At 45.0% G+C, this 16,873-nt stretch carries 17 protein-coding genes; 14 read left to right on the top strand and 3 right to left on the bottom strand.

Features of this window, described 5'->3' with window-relative positions:
* Positions 1 to 87 precede the first annotated feature (87 nt).
* Positions 88 to 606 carry a flavodoxin family protein gene (locus Q5873_RS09575; RefSeq protein ID WP_367997322.1) on the top strand — a complete coding sequence of 173 codons (519 nt, stop codon included), beginning with the start codon at positions 88 to 90 and terminating at the stop codon, positions 604 to 606.
* A 237-nt stretch (positions 607 to 843) separates the two neighbouring features.
* Here the strand turns inward: Q5873_RS09575 and Q5873_RS09570 are convergent, their stop codons facing one another.
* Entirely contained in the window at positions 844 to 1,575 is a 732-nt protein-coding gene (locus Q5873_RS09570; protein WP_303060570.1) for a DUF4198 domain-containing protein, read from the bottom strand.
* A 546-nt stretch (positions 1,576 to 2,121) separates the two neighbouring features.
* Here Q5873_RS09570 and Q5873_RS09565 point away from each other — a divergent pair.
* Entirely contained in the window at positions 2,122 to 2,394 is a 273-nt protein-coding gene (locus tag Q5873_RS09565; protein WP_303060569.1) for a hypothetical protein, read from the top strand.
* Positions 2,395 to 2,461: 67 nt separating this feature from the next.
* Here the strand turns inward: Q5873_RS09565 and ygiD are convergent, their stop codons facing one another.
* Together ygiD and Q5873_RS09555 are read right to left on the bottom strand one after the other, a co-directional pair.
* A complete protein-coding gene (gene ygiD, locus Q5873_RS09560; protein ID WP_288760611.1) occupies positions 2,462 to 3,244 on the bottom strand; it encodes a 4,5-DOPA-extradiol-dioxygenase in 783 nt (260 codons plus the stop codon).
* A 34-nt stretch (positions 3,245 to 3,278) separates the two neighbouring features.
* A complete protein-coding gene (locus Q5873_RS09555; protein ID WP_303060568.1) occupies positions 3,279 to 4,565 on the bottom strand; it encodes a YeeE/YedE family protein in 1,287 nt (428 codons plus the stop codon).
* 290 nt (positions 4,566 to 4,855) lie between these two features.
* Between Q5873_RS09555 and ruvC the strand changes: the two genes are divergently transcribed.
* The 12 genes from ruvC (at position 4,856) to Q5873_RS09495 (ending at position 16,238) form a co-directional block, all read left to right on the top strand.
* Positions 4,856 to 5,356, top strand: coding sequence for a crossover junction endodeoxyribonuclease RuvC (ruvC, locus tag Q5873_RS09550; RefSeq protein ID WP_028254702.1), 501 nt, complete (start codon positions 4,856 to 4,858; stop codon positions 5,354 to 5,356).
* Positions 5,357 to 5,412: 56 nt separating this feature from the next.
* Positions 5,413 to 6,021 (top strand): Holliday junction branch migration protein RuvA, encoded by a 609-nt coding sequence (ruvA, locus tag Q5873_RS09545; protein ID WP_028254701.1) that lies wholly within the window; start codon positions 5,413 to 5,415, stop codon positions 6,019 to 6,021.
* 2 nt (positions 6,022 to 6,023) lie between these two features.
* Entirely contained in the window at positions 6,024 to 7,037 is a 1,014-nt protein-coding gene (gene ruvB, locus Q5873_RS09540; protein WP_303060567.1) for a Holliday junction branch migration DNA helicase RuvB, read from the top strand.
* Positions 7,034 to 8,464, top strand: coding sequence for a SpoIID/LytB domain-containing protein (locus tag Q5873_RS09535; protein WP_303060566.1), 1,431 nt, complete (start codon positions 7,034 to 7,036; stop codon positions 8,462 to 8,464). Before ruvB ends, Q5873_RS09535 begins: the two co-directional genes overlap by 4 nt.
* 17 nt (positions 8,465 to 8,481) lie before the next feature.
* Entirely contained in the window at positions 8,482 to 9,504 is a 1,023-nt protein-coding gene (queA, locus tag Q5873_RS09530) for a tRNA preQ1(34) S-adenosylmethionine ribosyltransferase-isomerase QueA (protein WP_303060565.1), read from the top strand.
* A 58-nt stretch (positions 9,505 to 9,562) separates the two neighbouring features.
* On the top strand, positions 9,563 to 10,672 hold the full coding sequence (gene tgt / locus Q5873_RS09525; RefSeq protein ID WP_303060564.1) for a tRNA guanosine(34) transglycosylase Tgt: 1,110 nt from the start codon (positions 9,563 to 9,565) through the stop codon (positions 10,670 to 10,672).
* Positions 10,673 to 10,719: 47 nt separating this feature from the next.
* Positions 10,720 to 11,001, top strand: a complete 282-nt coding sequence (yajC, locus tag Q5873_RS09520; protein ID WP_028254697.1) for a preprotein translocase subunit YajC — start codon at positions 10,720 to 10,722, stop codon at positions 10,999 to 11,001.
* Positions 11,002 to 11,568 (top strand): 5-formyltetrahydrofolate cyclo-ligase, encoded by a 567-nt coding sequence (locus Q5873_RS09515; protein WP_205087482.1) that lies wholly within the window; start codon positions 11,002 to 11,004, stop codon positions 11,566 to 11,568.
* A gap of 29 nt (positions 11,569 to 11,597) precedes the next feature.
* Positions 11,598 to 12,875, top strand: a complete 1,278-nt coding sequence (secD, locus tag Q5873_RS09510; RefSeq protein WP_028254695.1) for a protein translocase subunit SecD — start codon at positions 11,598 to 11,600, stop codon at positions 12,873 to 12,875.
* Positions 12,875 to 13,780 (top strand): protein translocase subunit SecF, encoded by a 906-nt coding sequence (gene secF, locus Q5873_RS09505; RefSeq protein WP_303060563.1) that lies wholly within the window; start codon positions 12,875 to 12,877, stop codon positions 13,778 to 13,780. Before secD ends, secF begins: the two co-directional genes overlap by 1 nt.
* Before the next feature lie 181 nt (positions 13,781 to 13,961).
* Positions 13,962 to 14,762 (top strand): basic amino acid ABC transporter substrate-binding protein, encoded by an 801-nt coding sequence (locus Q5873_RS09500; protein WP_303060562.1) that lies wholly within the window; start codon positions 13,962 to 13,964, stop codon positions 14,760 to 14,762.
* Positions 14,763 to 15,053: 291 nt separating this feature from the next.
* Positions 15,054 to 16,238: an MFS transporter gene (locus tag Q5873_RS09495; protein WP_303060561.1), complete on the top strand. Its 1,185-nt coding sequence runs from the start codon at positions 15,054 to 15,056 to the stop codon at positions 16,236 to 16,238.
* Positions 16,239 to 16,873 lie beyond the last annotated feature (635 nt).

The following is a 16,873-nucleotide window of genomic DNA, read 5'->3' as shown; positions in this document are numbered from 1 at the left end:
GTTAAATAAGTTAAATAAGTTAAATAAGTTAAATAAGTTAAATAAGTTAAATAAGCTAGCTGGTTTATACTGCTGAGGAGGTAACGGATGGATACAAAAAAGAATTTGACCTACATTGTTATATATTCTTCGGTGACGGGAAATACAAAGCAAGTAGCAGAAGCGATTGCCGATGAATTGCCGCAGGGAACACCTTGTGTACGAGCGCAGGATGCCCCCGAGGATTTATCCAAATATGACGTGGTATGTTTGGGCTTTTGGGCGAATCAACTGCAAGCCGATGCATTGGCACAAACCGTGCTCACCAGAATTCACAATGACAAAGTGGCACTGTTTATGACCTGTGGTGTGCCGCCGATGATGAAACATGCAAAAGACACTATGTCTGCGGCGATTTCATTGTTACCGGAAGGACAAACCCCGATTGATACCTTCATTTGTCAGGGAAAGGTGGATCCTAAAGTGATTGCCTTGATGTATAAGAAATTTCCTAAAGGACATCCACACGGACAAAGTAAAGAGCGTGATGAACGACATAAAAAAGGCGCTACCCATCCCGATGCTAACGACATTGCATTAGCAAAAGAATTTGCGCGCCGCATATAATATAAAGTGATGCACATATATGTTGTGTATCATCATTGCATCACTATCATAGTAGTATGATAGTGTCTTCTCGCCAATAAGAGGGGAAAGAGGTCTCCAATAAGAGGGAAAAGAGGGCGACTCATGCCTCAGCAGTCAATTCTGTCGAATGACATGCGTATGGTATGAATCGCCCTCTTTATTTAAGTATGCCTTTATTGGATTGAGGTTTAAAGAGATATCGTAGGATGCTTTTTACTATTCGGGATCGATAATAAAGGATAATGACGAGAAATATTTATTTTGCGTATGAGGATCATCGGTAGGAAGTGCGACTTCAACACCGATGACATTTAGACCGTTCGCATGTACGGTTAGTGTAGCACGACCATGTTCATCGGCCTCGCTTTCATTGGTAAGATCGTTAATCACATCGCCGATAAGAGGTGCATGGCTATAGGGTTTTCCGTCCTTGAGGACTTGGATGGTAAACGTATCTCCTTTGCGCAATGTCAAAGGATTGACGGAAGGAATAATTTGAATAGGCACACTGTCAATGGCAGTAGGTATTGTTTCCGGTTGCCAGTAATGAATATTGTACTTGATGGCGTGCGTTGTTTTTACGGCATTGGGTACTTCGGCGAAGGTTTTAAAGGCATGCATCGTACCGGAAGCGTCCTTCGTAAAGTGACCATAATCAAAGAAGGTGACTGTACGTCCCAGGGTATCCGATTTTTGAATTGTAATATTGGATGCATGCTTTTTTACATCTACTGTCATCGGCGCACCGGTAACACTGTAGCCGTCGAGAGCTGTTACCATAGATGGTTGATAGGCGTTGTCATATGGCCCTTCGCCAAGAACTAAGGTCGGTGTGTCTAGACGATCGGCAAAATAGACGCCGTGTGCAGATACTGCAGCTCCGATAGATACTGTAATACCAAGTGTTAATGCTAAACCTGTGATTTTTCTGACTAATTTTCTTTTCATACATATCCTCCCTAATAAACATATCCCATAGGTTGTTTTTATTATATTTTAAGTGATATTTAATTTCAATAACTATAAAATATTTTTATAAACTCTACATCATATCGAGAGGATTCTATTGTGTGCGAAAAATAAAAATGAAAGTATTCTACGATATCTATATATAGAAATCTTTGATTTTTATGTCATTAATTAAATGTTTGGTTTTATTAAATGAGTGTTCGATAGTGTTAATTGCTTTGGTTTGCACATATCCATCGACCGGAGCGATGCGAACAGATTTTTTGTAATTTTTATTTCTAACTGAAAAAAAGTGTTCGGTGCCGATGTATACTGGGTTTCCCTAAAGCGGGGCGCATTCGATACAGTGTACGTCCAGGTAAGAAAGCTAAAGTCTATGAAATGATTTCCATGAAAGAGGAAGGGATAGTTACCGGCTTTTTATCAGGCAACAGTGCTGCGATTGCTGTGGATATGAGTGATAGCGAAGGTAAACGTATTTTGCAAAATGAAGATCAAAATATTTTGTAAAATGAGGGGCAAAGTATGCCTAAAACCGAAGGTCAAAGAGACTGCTTAGGTGAACGTCTACCCGGATGCCCAGCCGAACGCCTAGCCGAACGCCCAGCCGAACGCCTACCCGAACGCATACTTAAACTAAATAAAACTATACTAAACATCTCTAAAGAAAGTACAAAGAAAGGTAGCGAAGCTATCCTTGAACAACCCAAAGAGAATAAATTAAAAAATGCAGAGGTTCAAGAAGTAAAACTGTGTCCTGTTAATTCCTTTGGCAAAAAGAAAGAGGGCTACTCATGATGGAGACAGGTCATTTGCAAGACTTGTCTGCCAAGGCACAAGTAGTCCTCTAAGTTATGTGTTTCAGTTACATCCCAAAGGTGAACCCTGTCATGGCAATGCTGCCTAAATTACAGGTGGTATTAAAAGCTACTGCGTTATCCGTACCGGCGGCTCCCAAGCAATAGAGCAGAGGGAGAAAATGATCCGGCGTAGGAACGGCATACGATGCGTCGCGATGTGCAGTATAACCTATGACCGGTTCATAATGACCGGATGTGACAGCATCGATGATGTAGTCGTTAAATCGGTGAGTTGCTGCGGTGCCACCGGGATTGCTCCAATCGGCTTCACGCAGGTTGTGTACGGTATTGCCGCTTCCCATGATGAGATAGCCTGACTCACGCAAGGACATCAGCTTTTGACCGAGCTCATAACTTGCTTGAGGAGAGAGGTCGTGATTTACGGATAATTGCACAACCGGTATAGAAGCGTCTGGGAACATATGCAGTAAGACGGTCCAAGCACCGTGATCGATGCCCCATGCATCGTTGATGGATACATCCTTGCCCAAGAGGTTTAGTACTGCATTGGTCAACGAGGCGGAGCCTTTTACAGGATATTTGACTTCGTATAGTTCTTGAGGAAAGCCGTACATATCATAAATTTGTTTTGGAACGGCAGCACTTTGGATATACGTGCCGTGTGTGAACCAATGGGCAGATATCATAAGTATTGCTTTGGGTGTGCCGTACTCCTTTAAAACTTGTTCTCCCAAGCGAGAAAAGGCTCGGGTTACATCCGTGGTTTCCAGTGCCATCATCGGACTACCGTGTCCGGCGAAGATAACAGGAAATGTTGTCTGGCTCATAGGACGGCCTCCTTTCATTACGATTAAGCTTTCATTATAATCTGGCCTTCTCGGCTACCTTGTTACCTATGATAGCACCGGCTACGAGAAAGATAAAGAAAATCCAGCCGGATAACGAGAAGTTGGCAATAGGGGTAAACAACGCCCCTACATTGCAGCCGTTGGCAAAGCGAGTGCCGATACCCATGCAAAATCCGCCCAGTGCAAAGAAAGCAATTTGTTTGCCGGAAATATGCAGACTGGCTTTCATAGAGTTGATGAATTGACCGCAGCAGAGCATGTATAGCAATGCTCCAAGGATGATACCTATATTTTGCACGGTAATGGGGTGGCTGAAGAAGGGATTTACAAACGGGGCTGCTTTCATTCCGGTAAAAGCGACAATGTGTTCAGTACCAACACCGAGGGTGATAAGTAATTTTCCAAACCAAATACCGTATGGTGTCGAAGCACCCCAACCTGCTTTGATTACGCCCATGAGGATAACGAAGATGGAAGCGATAACCATAGCGCCGGTACGCATGGACCAAGGATTGACGAACAGCCGTTCAAAGGTATCGCGGGTAAATAGCTGCGGTACATGGGTAATGTCGATATCTTTTGTCAAATCGCGTTGCATGTAATCGACCTGCATGTGCTCTAAAAATTGTAAGCGATAGGTAGATGATTTCTTACGTTTGTTTTCGTAAAGGTAGGATACGCCAATGACGAGGAAACAAAGCACGGCAGTCAGTAGTATGGCGCCCAAATAACCGTTCAGTCCATCATTGGGAAACAAGTCCGGAAAATAAACACCTTTGGTGCCCAAGGCGGTGCCGGTAGGCGTAGATAACCATGATTCGTTGATCCAAGATGCGGTTTGCTGTACGGGAAATCCGATGAATACACCCATGCCAAAGAAGAAAAGGGTGATGATAGCTTGAGGTAACAGTTCAACCATATTAACCAGTACCCCACTGGCACAGCAGCCGGAGAAGACCATGCCAAAGCCGAAGAGCAGACCACCGATTAGTAAGCCTGTATTAATGGGATTCACCCAAAGGTCGAAGCTAGTAGCATCATGACCGTAAAGGACAGCCACTGACATGAGTGCAGAAATAAAGAACATGAACATTAATATACGCATCAAGCGCGTTGACCCCGTAGTATAGGCGCGATTGACACTGCCGGCAAAACCGATATACCCGCGAGATAGGGCGTAGCCCAGCCCAATACCGATTAGCAAACGAACATATAATTCTTGGCTGCCTAATAACCATTCCCCAAAAAATAAGGCAGCAGCGGCAATAACAAGTGCCGCATAGGACTCTGATTTTCTCATAAGACACCTCTTTTTCTCAATGTAAAAACTCTCTCTCTGTACTGTAACAAAACAATAAAAATCCTTTCAAAAGAATAGGAATAAAATGTGACTGGCTCATTATACCTAAGGGTAGTGAGGTTGTCAAAGAAATATAAGAACGACAATAATCAAATTTTATGATGAACATGGTCGGTTATTATCCGGTACTACATAGCTACAGCAGGGATTTACGTGAATACTGGCATATGATCAGTAAAGAATGCTATAATAAACAATATGAAATTTTTAAGTAGCTAAAGGAGGACACGGTGCGAATTATTGGAATTGATCCGGGAACGGCAATTTGTGGATATGGCATTATCGATGTGGAAGGTAGTCGCCTGCGACCGGTGGCCTATGGAGCAATTACGACGGAGCCTAAGGATAGCGATGCGGCTCGTCTTGAAATATTGTTTAATCAGCTGAGTGATATTTTAGAAGAGTATAAGCCGGACAAGTTTGGCGTAGAAGAGCTTTTTTTTAATCGTAATGTAACAACAGCCATTACGGTAGGGCAGGCACGCGGTGTTATTTTGCTAGCAGCACATCAGCAGGATATACCGATTTACGAGTATACGCCGTTACAGATTAAGCAGGCCGTTGTAGGCTATGGCAAGGCAACGAAGGATCAGGTTACTTATATGACGATGAATATTTTAGGGATTCGTGAAAAAATTAAGCCTGACGATACGGCGGATGCATTGGCAGTCGCTATTTGCACAGCGCACAGTTCTCATCGCGATCGGTTAAAGCGGCGGATACAGCTATAAGCGCTGAGTAGGACAAACACTATAACGAATGGAATGAATACAATAGGTGAGCGCGTATGATTGGATATGTTAAGGGTGTGATAACCCATCTGTTTGGAGACAGCTGTTATGTTGATGTACATGGCGTAGGTTATCGTGTGTATGTGGCTGCATCCACAAGGGATGCATTGTCGGAAGGCGAAGAGGTTACGTTATACACGTACATGAGTGTTCGAGAAGATGCTATACAGCTGTATGGATTTGCTTCAATGGCTGAATACGATTTGTTTTTATTGCTTATTTCAGTATCCGGCATCGGGCCTAAAGTAGGCTTGGGAATGTTGTCGGGCATGCCGGCGGAGTCGATCATGTTGGCTATTTATAATGGTGACGTCAAGGCACTGACAAAGTTGCCGGGCATTGGGAAAAAATCGGCAGAGCGATTGGTGCTCGAGTTAAAGGATAAAATCAATAAGTTAGGTAGTGTAAGCGCATCCGATGAAGTAACTCCGACTGCCGTTGCCCAAAGAGCAACGGGCGTAGCCGGTGAAACATTGGCGGCTCTGCTTTCGCTGGGCTACACAGAACAAGAAGTAGCACCGGAGATTGAACGGTTAGATGACGGTACGAAGGATGTATCACAATTATTGCGTGCCGTATTATCTTCATTGGGGAAAGGTAGGTAAGCATGGACGAAGAAGTACGCTTAGTTTCAAACGATGAGCGCGACGAAGATACCTGGCAATATAGTTTGCGTCCGCGCTACTTCAAGGAGTATATAGGTCAACAAAAGGCGAAAGAAAATTTATCTATTTTCATCCAAGCGGCAAAACAACGTGAAGAGGCATTGGATCATGTGCTTTTGTATGGACCGCCGGGACTGGGAAAAACTACATTGGCCGGTATTATTGCCAATGAGTTAGGTGTTAATTTTAGAATCACTTCGGGACCGGCCATCGAGCGCGCCGGTGATTTGGCGGCGCTGTTGACTAACCTGGATGACCGAGACGTATTGTTTATTGACGAAATTCATCGCCTTTCTCGCAGTGTGGAAGAAGTGTTATATTCGGCAATGGAAGATTACGCGTTGGATATTATTATCGGCAAGGGACCCAGTGCCCGTTCGGTTCGCATTGACTTGCCGCGGTTTACCTTGGTAGGCGCTACGACGAAAGCCGGAGCGTTGGCGGGACCGTTGCGTGATCGTTTTGGTGTTATCAGTCGATTGGAATACTATAAGCAAGCCGAGTTGGAATTTATCGTTACGCGAGCAGCGGAGATACTAAACATCGGTATTGAGCCGGAAGGAGCTTCTGAAATTGCACGGCGTTCTCGCGGAACGCCGCGTATTGCTAATCGTTTGCTAAAGCGGGTGCGCGATGTGGCGCAGGTTATCGGCGACGGCATTATTACGCGGGAGATTGCCGATGAAGCCCTGGGCCGGTTAGATGTGGATGCAGTAGGACTTGATCGTATCGATCGGCGTGTACTGCGTTCTATTATTGAGAAATTTAATGGTGGTCCGGTGGGCATTGATACGATTGCTGCTTCTGTCAGCGAGGAACGTGAAACGATTGAAGATGTGTATGAACCATACTTAATGCAATTAGGATTTTTGGCACGTACGTCCCGCGGTCGAATTGCTACGCAGGCGGCGTATGATCATTTGGGAATCATAAATCCCCACAAGGAGGAACGATGACAGGTAAGCAACGTATAGCCGGACTTCTTGTGGGTTGTATGCTAAGTGCAATTGCTATTGGTCCGGCGCAGGCAGCGGTTATTTCGGTGACGAAAGAAGGAAGTACTGTATCTTCGTCTAAAGAAAACGTAACAAAGAGTACGGTTATATCATCCGCAGAAAGAAAGACTGACAGTAAAACCGCGGCAGTTACGAAGAATGATACGGCTAAGGAGTCGAGACGAGGCAAGGAGGCACCGGCCACGGTTCCTCGTGAGCTGGGGCCGGCGGTGCGCATCTTAATCGGTTCGCGGGCAGGAGCCTTTCCTTTGAGTAGCCCTGCAGGTATACGGGTCTTTGATGAAGCGCATACATATCGCAAGGAGCTAAAGAAGCCGGTGTCGGTTACCGTTTCACTATCCGGCGGACAAGTGGCGATTAACGGTAAAAAGATGGGGCGCGTAGCGTATATTGAACCGGCGGTTTCCTCGCTGGGGGACAGCCAGGCAGCAGTGAATGTAAATGGCATATGGTACCGTGGCAAGTTGGTCGTGTCCGTAGCCGGCAGTAGCATGCGCCTTGTTAATGAAGTTCCTATGGAGCATTATATTTATGGCGTGGTGCCGAAGGAAGCCGTGCCTACTTGGCCTGTAGAAGCTTTGAAGGCACAGGCCGTGGCAGCGCGTACGTATGCTATGTATACGATGGCTACTGCCAAAGGTGATAGCTATGATTTGGAGCCGACGGTAGCTCATCAAGTGTATGGTGGAAAAGGTGCGGAGTTTGCAGCTACTACGGCAGCCGTAGATGCTACGCGGGGCATTGTCATGACCTATGGCGGGGCTCCCATTCAAGCATTGTTCCACGCTGACGGCGGTGGCTACACCGAAGACAGTGTACATGTATGGGGCGGTCACGAGCCGTATTTAAAAGGCGTCAAAGATTATGCGCACAATAGTGACACCTCCGCATGGACGGTGCGATTAACCAGAGCGCAATTGGAAAGTAAGCTTCGTGCAGCAGGTAAAGATGTGGGCACCTTAAAGGAAATTAAATTGAGTCCTCTGCGAAAGCGTCCCATAAACGAAAGCGATCGCGGTGTATCGGGACGAATTAAAGCAGCCGTCTTCGTTGGCAGTAAGCGAAGTCTTACAATCTCCGGGGACAGCTTGATGAAGCTGCTCGGTCTTAAATCCACGCTATTTGATTTTTATGTAAATGTAAGACCGCCGGCCACGGCGGACAGCTTTAAAAAACCAAAGGCATATCATCGATTTAAAAAAGCTAATGATATTGTCTTTATCCGCGGGTATGGCTGGGGACACGGCTTAGGCATGTCACAGTGGGGTGCTGCGGAGATGGCTCAAAAAGCCGGTGATGCCAAGGAGTATTACAAAACCATACTGGGGCATTACTATACAGGCATTACTTTTGATAAACAATACTAGAAGTGAGATGAAGTAACATGAAAGTGACAGAATTTGATTATGAATTACCGGAAGAATTAATTGCACAGCATCCGGTGGAACCGCGTGATACATCACGGCTTATGACGCTTGATAAGGTCACCGGTGAAGTGGGACATAAGGCGCATTTCTATGATATTATCGATGAATTGGGACCTAATGATGTATTAGTATTCAATGATACAAAGGTGATTCCGGCACGCTTGTACGGTCACCGCAAAGAAAGCGGCGGTAAAGTGGAAGTATTACTGTTGACACCTTGCGGTGAAAATACGTGGGAGTGTTTGGTAAAACCGGGAAAGAAATGCCCTATCGGTCAAGAAATCGTCTTTAATGAGAAACTCAGCGGTACTGTTATAGATAAGACCGACTTTGGCGGGCGCATCATTCGCTTCACCGTGGACGGTGTGTTTGATGACATCATTCAGGACATTGGCGAAATGCCGTTGCCTCCGTATATTCACGAAAAGCTGGAGGATCAAAATCGGTATCAGACGGTATATGCTCGTGAAAAAGGATCGGCAGCAGCGCCTACGGCAGGGCTTCATTTCACACCGGAATTATTGGAACGATTAAAGGCAAAAGGTGTTACGCTAGCCTTTGTTACTCTTCATGTAGGTTTGGGAACATTCCGTCCGGTATCGGCAGAGGTAATTGAAGATCATCAGATGCACAGCGAATATTATGTGGTTACGCAAGAAACGGCGAACATCATTAACGAAGCGCGGCGCGCCGGTAAACGAATCGTTGCGGTAGGAACGACGTCGGTGCGTACCTTGGAATCGGCTACGGTAGACGGAGAACTGAAGGCCGGTCATGACTGGACGCAAATCTTTATTTATCCCGGTTATCAATACAAGATGGTAGATGCTCTTATTACCAATTTCCATTTACCGCAATCCACGCTGTTGATGCTTATCAGTGCCTTGGCAGGACGGGAGCATTGCTTGGCCGCTTATAAAGAAGCCGTAAAAGAACGGTATCGATTCTTTAGCTTTGGCGATGCTATGTTTATTCGCTAAGTACGGCGATTCATGATATAATAACCTGAAAAGGGTTAGTTTTGATAGGAGGTAGCGAGTGGTTATAACCTACGAGTTACAGAAAGAATGTCCTCATACGGGGGCGCGTGCCGGCTTGTTGCATACACCGCACGGTACGTTTACGACACCGATGTTCATGCCCGTAGGCACACAAGCAACGGTTAAGACCATGGCGCCGGAAGAATTAAAAGAGATGGGAGCTCAGATTATTTTGAGTAACACCTATCATCTGTTTTTGCGTCCCGGATCCGATTTGGTGGAGGAAGCCGGTGGCATGCATCGCTTTATGAATTGGGATGGGGGCATACTGACGGACAGCGGTGGCTTTCAGGTATTCAGCTTAGGTGATTTGCGAAAAATTACAGAGGAAGGGGTGGCCTTCCGTTCTCATATTGACGGCTCCAAGAAGTTCCTGTCGCCGGAAATTGCTACGCGCGTTCAGGAACAGTTAGGCTCCGATATTGCGATGGCTTTTGATGAATGCATTCCGTATCCGGCGGATTATGCTTATGCGGATCGCTCCACGGCGCGCACGACGCGTTGGGCGGAACGCTGTAAAGAAGCACATACATCACCGACACAGGGAATGTTTGGTATTGTCCAAGGTGGTATGTATAAAGATTTACGTGAGCGCAGTGCCAAAGAATTGGTTGCCATGGATTTCGACGGCTATAGCGTAGGCGGCTTGTCTGTAGGGGAGCCCCATGATTTGATGTATGATATCCTCGAGCACACGACGCCGTTATTACCTACCGGCAAAGCACGGTATCTCATGGGGGTAGGCACACCGGATTGTTTGGTAGAAGGTGTGGCTCGTGGCATTGATATGTTTGACTGTGTATTCCCGACGCGGGTGGCTCGCAATGGTATGGCAATGACCCACCAAGGGCGAGTAACGGTGAAAAATGCAACGTATACGCATGATTGGGGCCCAATCGAAGACGGCTGCCAATGTTATGCGTGTCGTAATTATTCACGTGCGTATATTCGACACTTGTATAAGGCGGAGGAGATTTTGGCGTTCCGTCTGGTGTCATATCATAATTTGTATTTCTTATTGAATTTCATGCGCGAGATGCGGCAGGCTATTTTAGAGGATCGATTCCCGGCATTCCGTGAGGAATTTTGGGCGAACTACAAAAAGTAGTCGTAGCTAACGCTGAAAGATAACAGTATGTAACGGAGGTGAATTACATGGAAGACTTGAATCAGTTGTTTCAGGCCGGCTGGCCCATTTTGTTGATGGTGGTTATCTTCTACTTCTTGTTATACCGCCCGCAGAAGAAACAGCAGAAAGAGCGCAACAATCTTCTAAACAGCCTGAAGAAGGGGCAGAAGGTAGTGACCATCGGTGGTATCTACGGAACCATCAATACGTTGCATGAGGATTCGTTGACACTTCAGATCGCCGAAAAGGTAGAGATCAAAGTGGCTCGATCCAGTGTTGCTCGTGTACTTGGCAAGGATGACAAATAAATGGATAAAAAAGGATTGCGCCTTGCGATGAAAGCAAGGCGCCAAGCCTTGTCCGAAGAAGAATGCAAGCAGTGGGCCGTTGACTTAGGTGAACGTATTACTGCTTCTTCGTATTTTCACAAGGCTACACGAATTATGGCGTACTTAGCCATGCCGAAAGAGGCAAACCTTGATACGGTGATTGAACGGGCAATTGCAGCCGGAAAAGAAGTCTATGTACCGGTATGCGTAACGCGTACGGACATGGTAGCGGCCCGTTTGCAGTCGTTAGATGATGTGGAGCGTGGTGTGTTGAATATTCGCATTCCGCGTCCGGGCTATACGATGTGTGCCCCTGAGGACTTGGACCTTATTCTAGTGCCCGGTGTGGCATTTGATGAAAAGGGCGGTCGCATGGGAATGGGGGCCGGTTATTACGATCGGTTCTTGGCGAAGGCGACCAAGGCACGTTGTGTAGGCGTTTGCTGGGATATGCAGGTGTTAGCGGATGCGATCCCTATGGAAGCACATGATCGTCCGGTTGATGCATTGATTACCAATATAAGAACTATCTGTCGCGAGCCGTAATGGTTTTAGCGTAGAAGGGGGAATTTTGTTTGAACAGCAAGGCAGTTGTTAAATTTCTCGCTGCCATCGGTATTATATTAGCGGTCTTTATTTATTTTATTAGTCCCTTGGCTAATTCCATCAAACAAGGCCTGGACTTGCAGGGCGGTACTCATATTGTCTTGGAAGCCGAAGAATCCGGCGATAATAAGGTGACGGATGATGCGGTAGAACGCGTTATTCAGATCCTCAGTCGTCGTATTAATGAAATGGGCTTGACCGAACCGATTATTCAACGAGAAGGTAAAAAACGTATTATTATTGAGTTGCCGGGGGTAAAAGATCCTGACCAAGCCATTAAGACAATCGGCAAAACGGCGGTTATGGAATTTAAAAACGAAGAAGGCGAAGTGCGCCTCACCGGTAATGACTTAAAAGACGCAAAAGAACAGATTGGGCAGAATAAAAACTATATGGTCGGTATTGAATTTACCGACGAAGGGGCTAAAAAGTTCGCTCGCTTGACGGAAGAAAACGTAGGTCGCCATATTGCTATTTATCTTGACGGTGATTTGCTTACCAACCCGACGGTTAACGAACCGATTACAGGGGGCAAAGCCGTTATTACCGGCAGCCGTACATTGGATGAAGCGAAGAACCTGGCAATCTTGCTCCGTTCCGGTGCATTGCCTGTAAAAGTTAAAGTGATGGAAGTTCGTACCGTAGGTCCGACCTTGGGGCAGGACTCCAAGGATAAATCCGTATTGGCATTCTCCGTAGGGATTGCGCTCATTGTGGCATTTATGCTTATCCTGTATCGCTTATCGGGGTTCGTGGCGACAATGGCCCTATTGGTGTATGTACTGATACTACTATTGATCTTAGGGCCGCTGGTACTCAACGCGACATTGACGCTGCCGGGCATAGCGGGGATTATCCTGTCTATGGGGGTTGCCGTTGATGCGAACATCCTTATTTTCGAACGTTTCAAAGAAGAAGTGCTGGAAGGCAAGACATTGCGCATGTCTATGGAATCCGGCTTTAAACGTGCGTTCTCCACGATTTTTGATGCGAATACCTCGGTTATGATTACTGCGGTAATTTTGATTTTGTTGGGCTCCGGTCCGGTGAAAGGCTTTGCTATCACATTGGCATTAGGGGTTATCGTAAGTATGTTTACGGCGATTACCATGAGTCGTACCCTGCTTAGAATGCTTATTGAATGTCGCATTACCAATCGTCCGTTCTGGTATGGTGCTAACATTTCTCCCAGTGTTACCATGGAGATGGCTAAGGCACCTAAAACTACGAAAGGAGGTAGAAAATAATGCGCTTTGACGTTATTAAACATCATCGTTGGTGGTTTTCTATTTCCTCGCTGTTGGTGGTTATCAGTATTGTGTCCATGTTTATGAATGGTTTTAATTTGGGCATCGACTTTACCGGCGGCACCATTGTAGAAGTTCAATTTGATCGCAACGTACAGGTCTCTCAGGTCCGGGATGATTTGAAACAATTTGGATTGGAAAATGCGGTGATTCAGTTATCCGGCGAAGCTAGTGCTACCGAGGGGAACGATATCATCATTCGTACCCGTAATTTGGATGCAAATGAAAGCAAGGCCATCGTTGACAGTCTGAATGCCAATGTAGCACCGAACGAAGTTAAACGTGTGGAATCCGTAGGGGCCGTTATCGGTTCGGAAGTAACGGAACATGCATTGATTAACTTGGCGGTGGCATTCTTGGCATTGGCTGCATATATTTCGTATCGCTTTGAATACAAGGTAGCCTTGTCCTCGTTGGCAGCTATTTTCCACGATCTGATCATGGTATTAGGGGTGTTCTCCTTCTTCCATTTGGAAATCGACTCTTCGTTCTTAGCAGCCATTCTGACAGTCATCGGTTATTCCATGAATGAATCCGTTGTTATTTTCGACCGTATTCGCGAAAATACGCACACCCATAAGCGTACGGATACGTTTGCCGATTTGGCGAATGCAAGTATTGCGCAGAGTATTCATCGTAGCTGTTATACATTGACAACGGTATTGTTTGCTTGTTGTTCGTTGTATTTCTTCGGTGGTGATACGACGAAGAATTTTGCGCTTTGTATGATTGTTGGTTTTGTCAGCGGTGCATATTCATCCATTTGTGTAGCAACCTCGTTATGGTCTATTTGGAAGAGCCGTAATCGCAAGGATGTGCGTGACCAAGTGGCTAAAAAAGCATAAAACTATATGTCCCTCTCCGCAAGGAGGGGGATATTTTTTTTGTAAAAAATAAAATGAAGATAAATTCTTATGCATTAAATATTGACTAAATATTCATTAAGAAGTATAATCATACGCGTGATAAGACATTGAGTGCAGGCGACAAGTCATGCCAATAGAAAGGGAAAAGAGGTAGCGTGTGATGGCAAATTGGAAGAAATACATAGTAACAGCATTAGGGGCTGCATTAGTAGCCGGGGCGGTTTTGGTTAGCGGCTGCGGTGGCAGCACTACAAAGGAGGCAACCGCCGGAAGCGGCGCGACGCCGCAGGTGTTGAAGGTAGGTGTTAATCCAACGTATGTACCGTTTGAATTTATAAAAGAAGAAAACGGTGAAAAGAAATACGTAGGCTTCGATATGGATATGGCCAGAGAAATCGGCAAACGGTTGGGAATGAAGGTGGAAATCAATAACATTCCTTTTGATGGTTTGATTCCGGCCATTCAAACGGGACAGATTAATATGATTGCATCAGGTATGGTTATTACGCCGGAACGACAGGAAAAATTAAATTTTGTTCCTTACTATGAATCGGGGCTGGGTATCCTAGTGGCTAAAAATATTAATGATGTAAAGAACGTGAACGACTTGAAGGGGAAAAAGGTAGCCGTTCAAATGGGGACGACCGGTTCGGTAGCAGCTCATAAGATTGAAGGTGTCGGAGAGATTCGTGAGTTCGATCATAATTCGGATGCCCTGTTGGAGTTAAAGCAAGGCGGAGCGGATGCAGCCTTAACGGCCATTCCTGTTGCTAAGTACTACTTGGCGACGACGCAAGACAGTAATGCAAAATTAGTAGAAGAGCCGATTACTAAACAAACGATGGGATTTGGTTTTAATAAAGATGATAAAGAGCTTTACGAAAAAGTAAAGAAAGCAGTAGAAGATATTAAAGCTGACGGCACATATGCAGCACTGGCGAAGAAATGGAACATTAACTGATCGGTAGTTTGTTGCTATAAAAGCGCAAAAAGGGTATAATAGCACCATCGCTTTTAAGCAATCGTGTCGGTAGCTTTAGCTCGCAATCTATTCATAGTGCGATGTATGTTACAATAATTCAGGAGTGACGTATGTTGCGATATATGTTGTCATGTAAAGCAAATGATATATGTGGTGGTAGGACTGACGTGTTGCACTTCGGTGCAGCACGTTTTTCATTTATAGTTGTGAGGCGTATGAATAGAAGGCGGAGCATAGCTTGATGGGAAAGGTGAGGAGACATACTTGGTTATGGATGAAAAGAATAAAGAAAAATTATGGACGCCGGAATTTCTGGGATATGGAATTAGTAGTGGTGTGTTCTATGTGGTTCAATACATTATGATTGCTGCGTTACCAATAGTTATAACGATGTCTTACGGTGGATCGGCATTTGATGCGGGGTTGGCCATGACATGTTTTCAGATTGGCTGCATTTTGTGTCGTCCCTTTGCCGGTGAGTTGATTGATGGTTTGAATAAGAAAATTATGCTGTTAGCATCTACAGGTTTATTCTTTCTGATTACTGTGGCATTCAACTATGCACCATCAGTGAATTATTTATTTGGCTATCGCTTTTTGCAAGGCATGTTGTTTGCTATAGGCACAACGGCTGTAGCAGCTGTGGCGGTATTGGTTTTGCCAAAGCATCGTAAAGGCGAAGGTGTGGGTTACTTTGCCATGTTTGTAAACATCGCCATGGTTATTGGACCGTTCTTCGGTTTACTTGTCTTAGATGCTTGGGGAACACAGGCGCTTTTCATTACAGTAGCTGTCGTCGGCGGTGTAGGATTTTATGCAGCTAATCGGAAGCCATTGCCACCGCAACTTGCCGCGGCTCGTGAAGTAAGTAGTAAAGGATGGTCTGTCGATCGATTTTTAGAACGAAAGACACTGCCTTGGGCATTGATGGGCTTATTTATGAGCTTTACCTACTCGGGAATTTTAGTGTTTGTACCTATTATGTTGACTGCTATGGGTGTTGGTTCAATGGCGAGCTATTTCTTTGTTATTTTTGCTGCGATTATTGTCATCACTAGACCGATAGTGGGGCGCGTATATGATCGCTACGGTTCGGCATGGTTAATTTATCCGGGCTATGCAGTATTCCTGGCAGGCCTTTGTGTGTTGAGTGTATCGGAGTCGGCATGGAGTGTCATTGCATCCGCCCCCGTTTTAGGCTTAGGCTATGGAGCTATTGCACCGGCATTTCAAACGCTTGGGGTAGAAGTGGCTCCCTCCCATCGAGCAGGGGCAGCTACGGCCACCTACTTTCTTTCCATGGATATAGGCGTTGGTTTGGGATCTGCTGTGTTAAGCAGTGTAATTGCTCACATAGGTTTTAATGGAATGTATTGGTTAAATACGATGGTGGCTGTTGTTGGATTTTTGCTTTACCATTTTGTTGTGCGACGAGGTCAGTTAAGAAAAGTTTAACGTAAATAAGAAAAGCTTAACGCAGATAATAAAAGTCTAACGTAGATGAGAAAAGTCTGATATAGATAATAAAAGTCTAAGGGAATTAATAAAAATCTAACGTTAGTAATGAAAAAGCGATCTTCGCAGTAGAGAAGGTCGCTTTTTTGTTGGGACGCTATAAAGACTGTTCCAATCTGTAGCGGTAACAGAAGTAGTGGTGAGGGATACTGTTAAAGTTATGGTTATGATTAAAGGATATTGTCAAAGTCGTGACTAAGAGATATTGCTAAAGAGGTCATTAAGTGATAGCGTTAAAGTGGTGGTATTTAAGAGAGGCTATTAGAACAGAGCTGATAATAAAATAATAAAAAACTAAATTTACTGTTGACAGTATGTTGGTTATGTCCTATAATTATCAAAGTCGTCACCACTAAGACAGTGGTTGATAACGAAATGACTTAAAAGAAGTTAAAAAAGAGTTGACAAGAAAAAGTAACTCTGATATACTTATAAAAGTCGCAAGGACATAGTGATATGAACTTGCTAAAAGATCTTTGAAAACTGAACAATGTAAAGGTAATCATTTCGTAAGAAGTGAACATAGCCAGAGTGCGGGTTTCAAATATGAAACCAACCAAAAATTCCGTCGGTAA

This window comes from Veillonella magna (genome assembly GCF_959600285.1).
GTDB classification, from domain to species: domain Bacteria; phylum Bacillota; class Negativicutes; order Veillonellales; family Veillonellaceae; genus Veillonella_A; species Veillonella_A magna.
The sequence above is the reverse complement of the archived record's forward strand: the minus strand, read 5'-3'. Positions and strand labels throughout refer to the sequence as shown.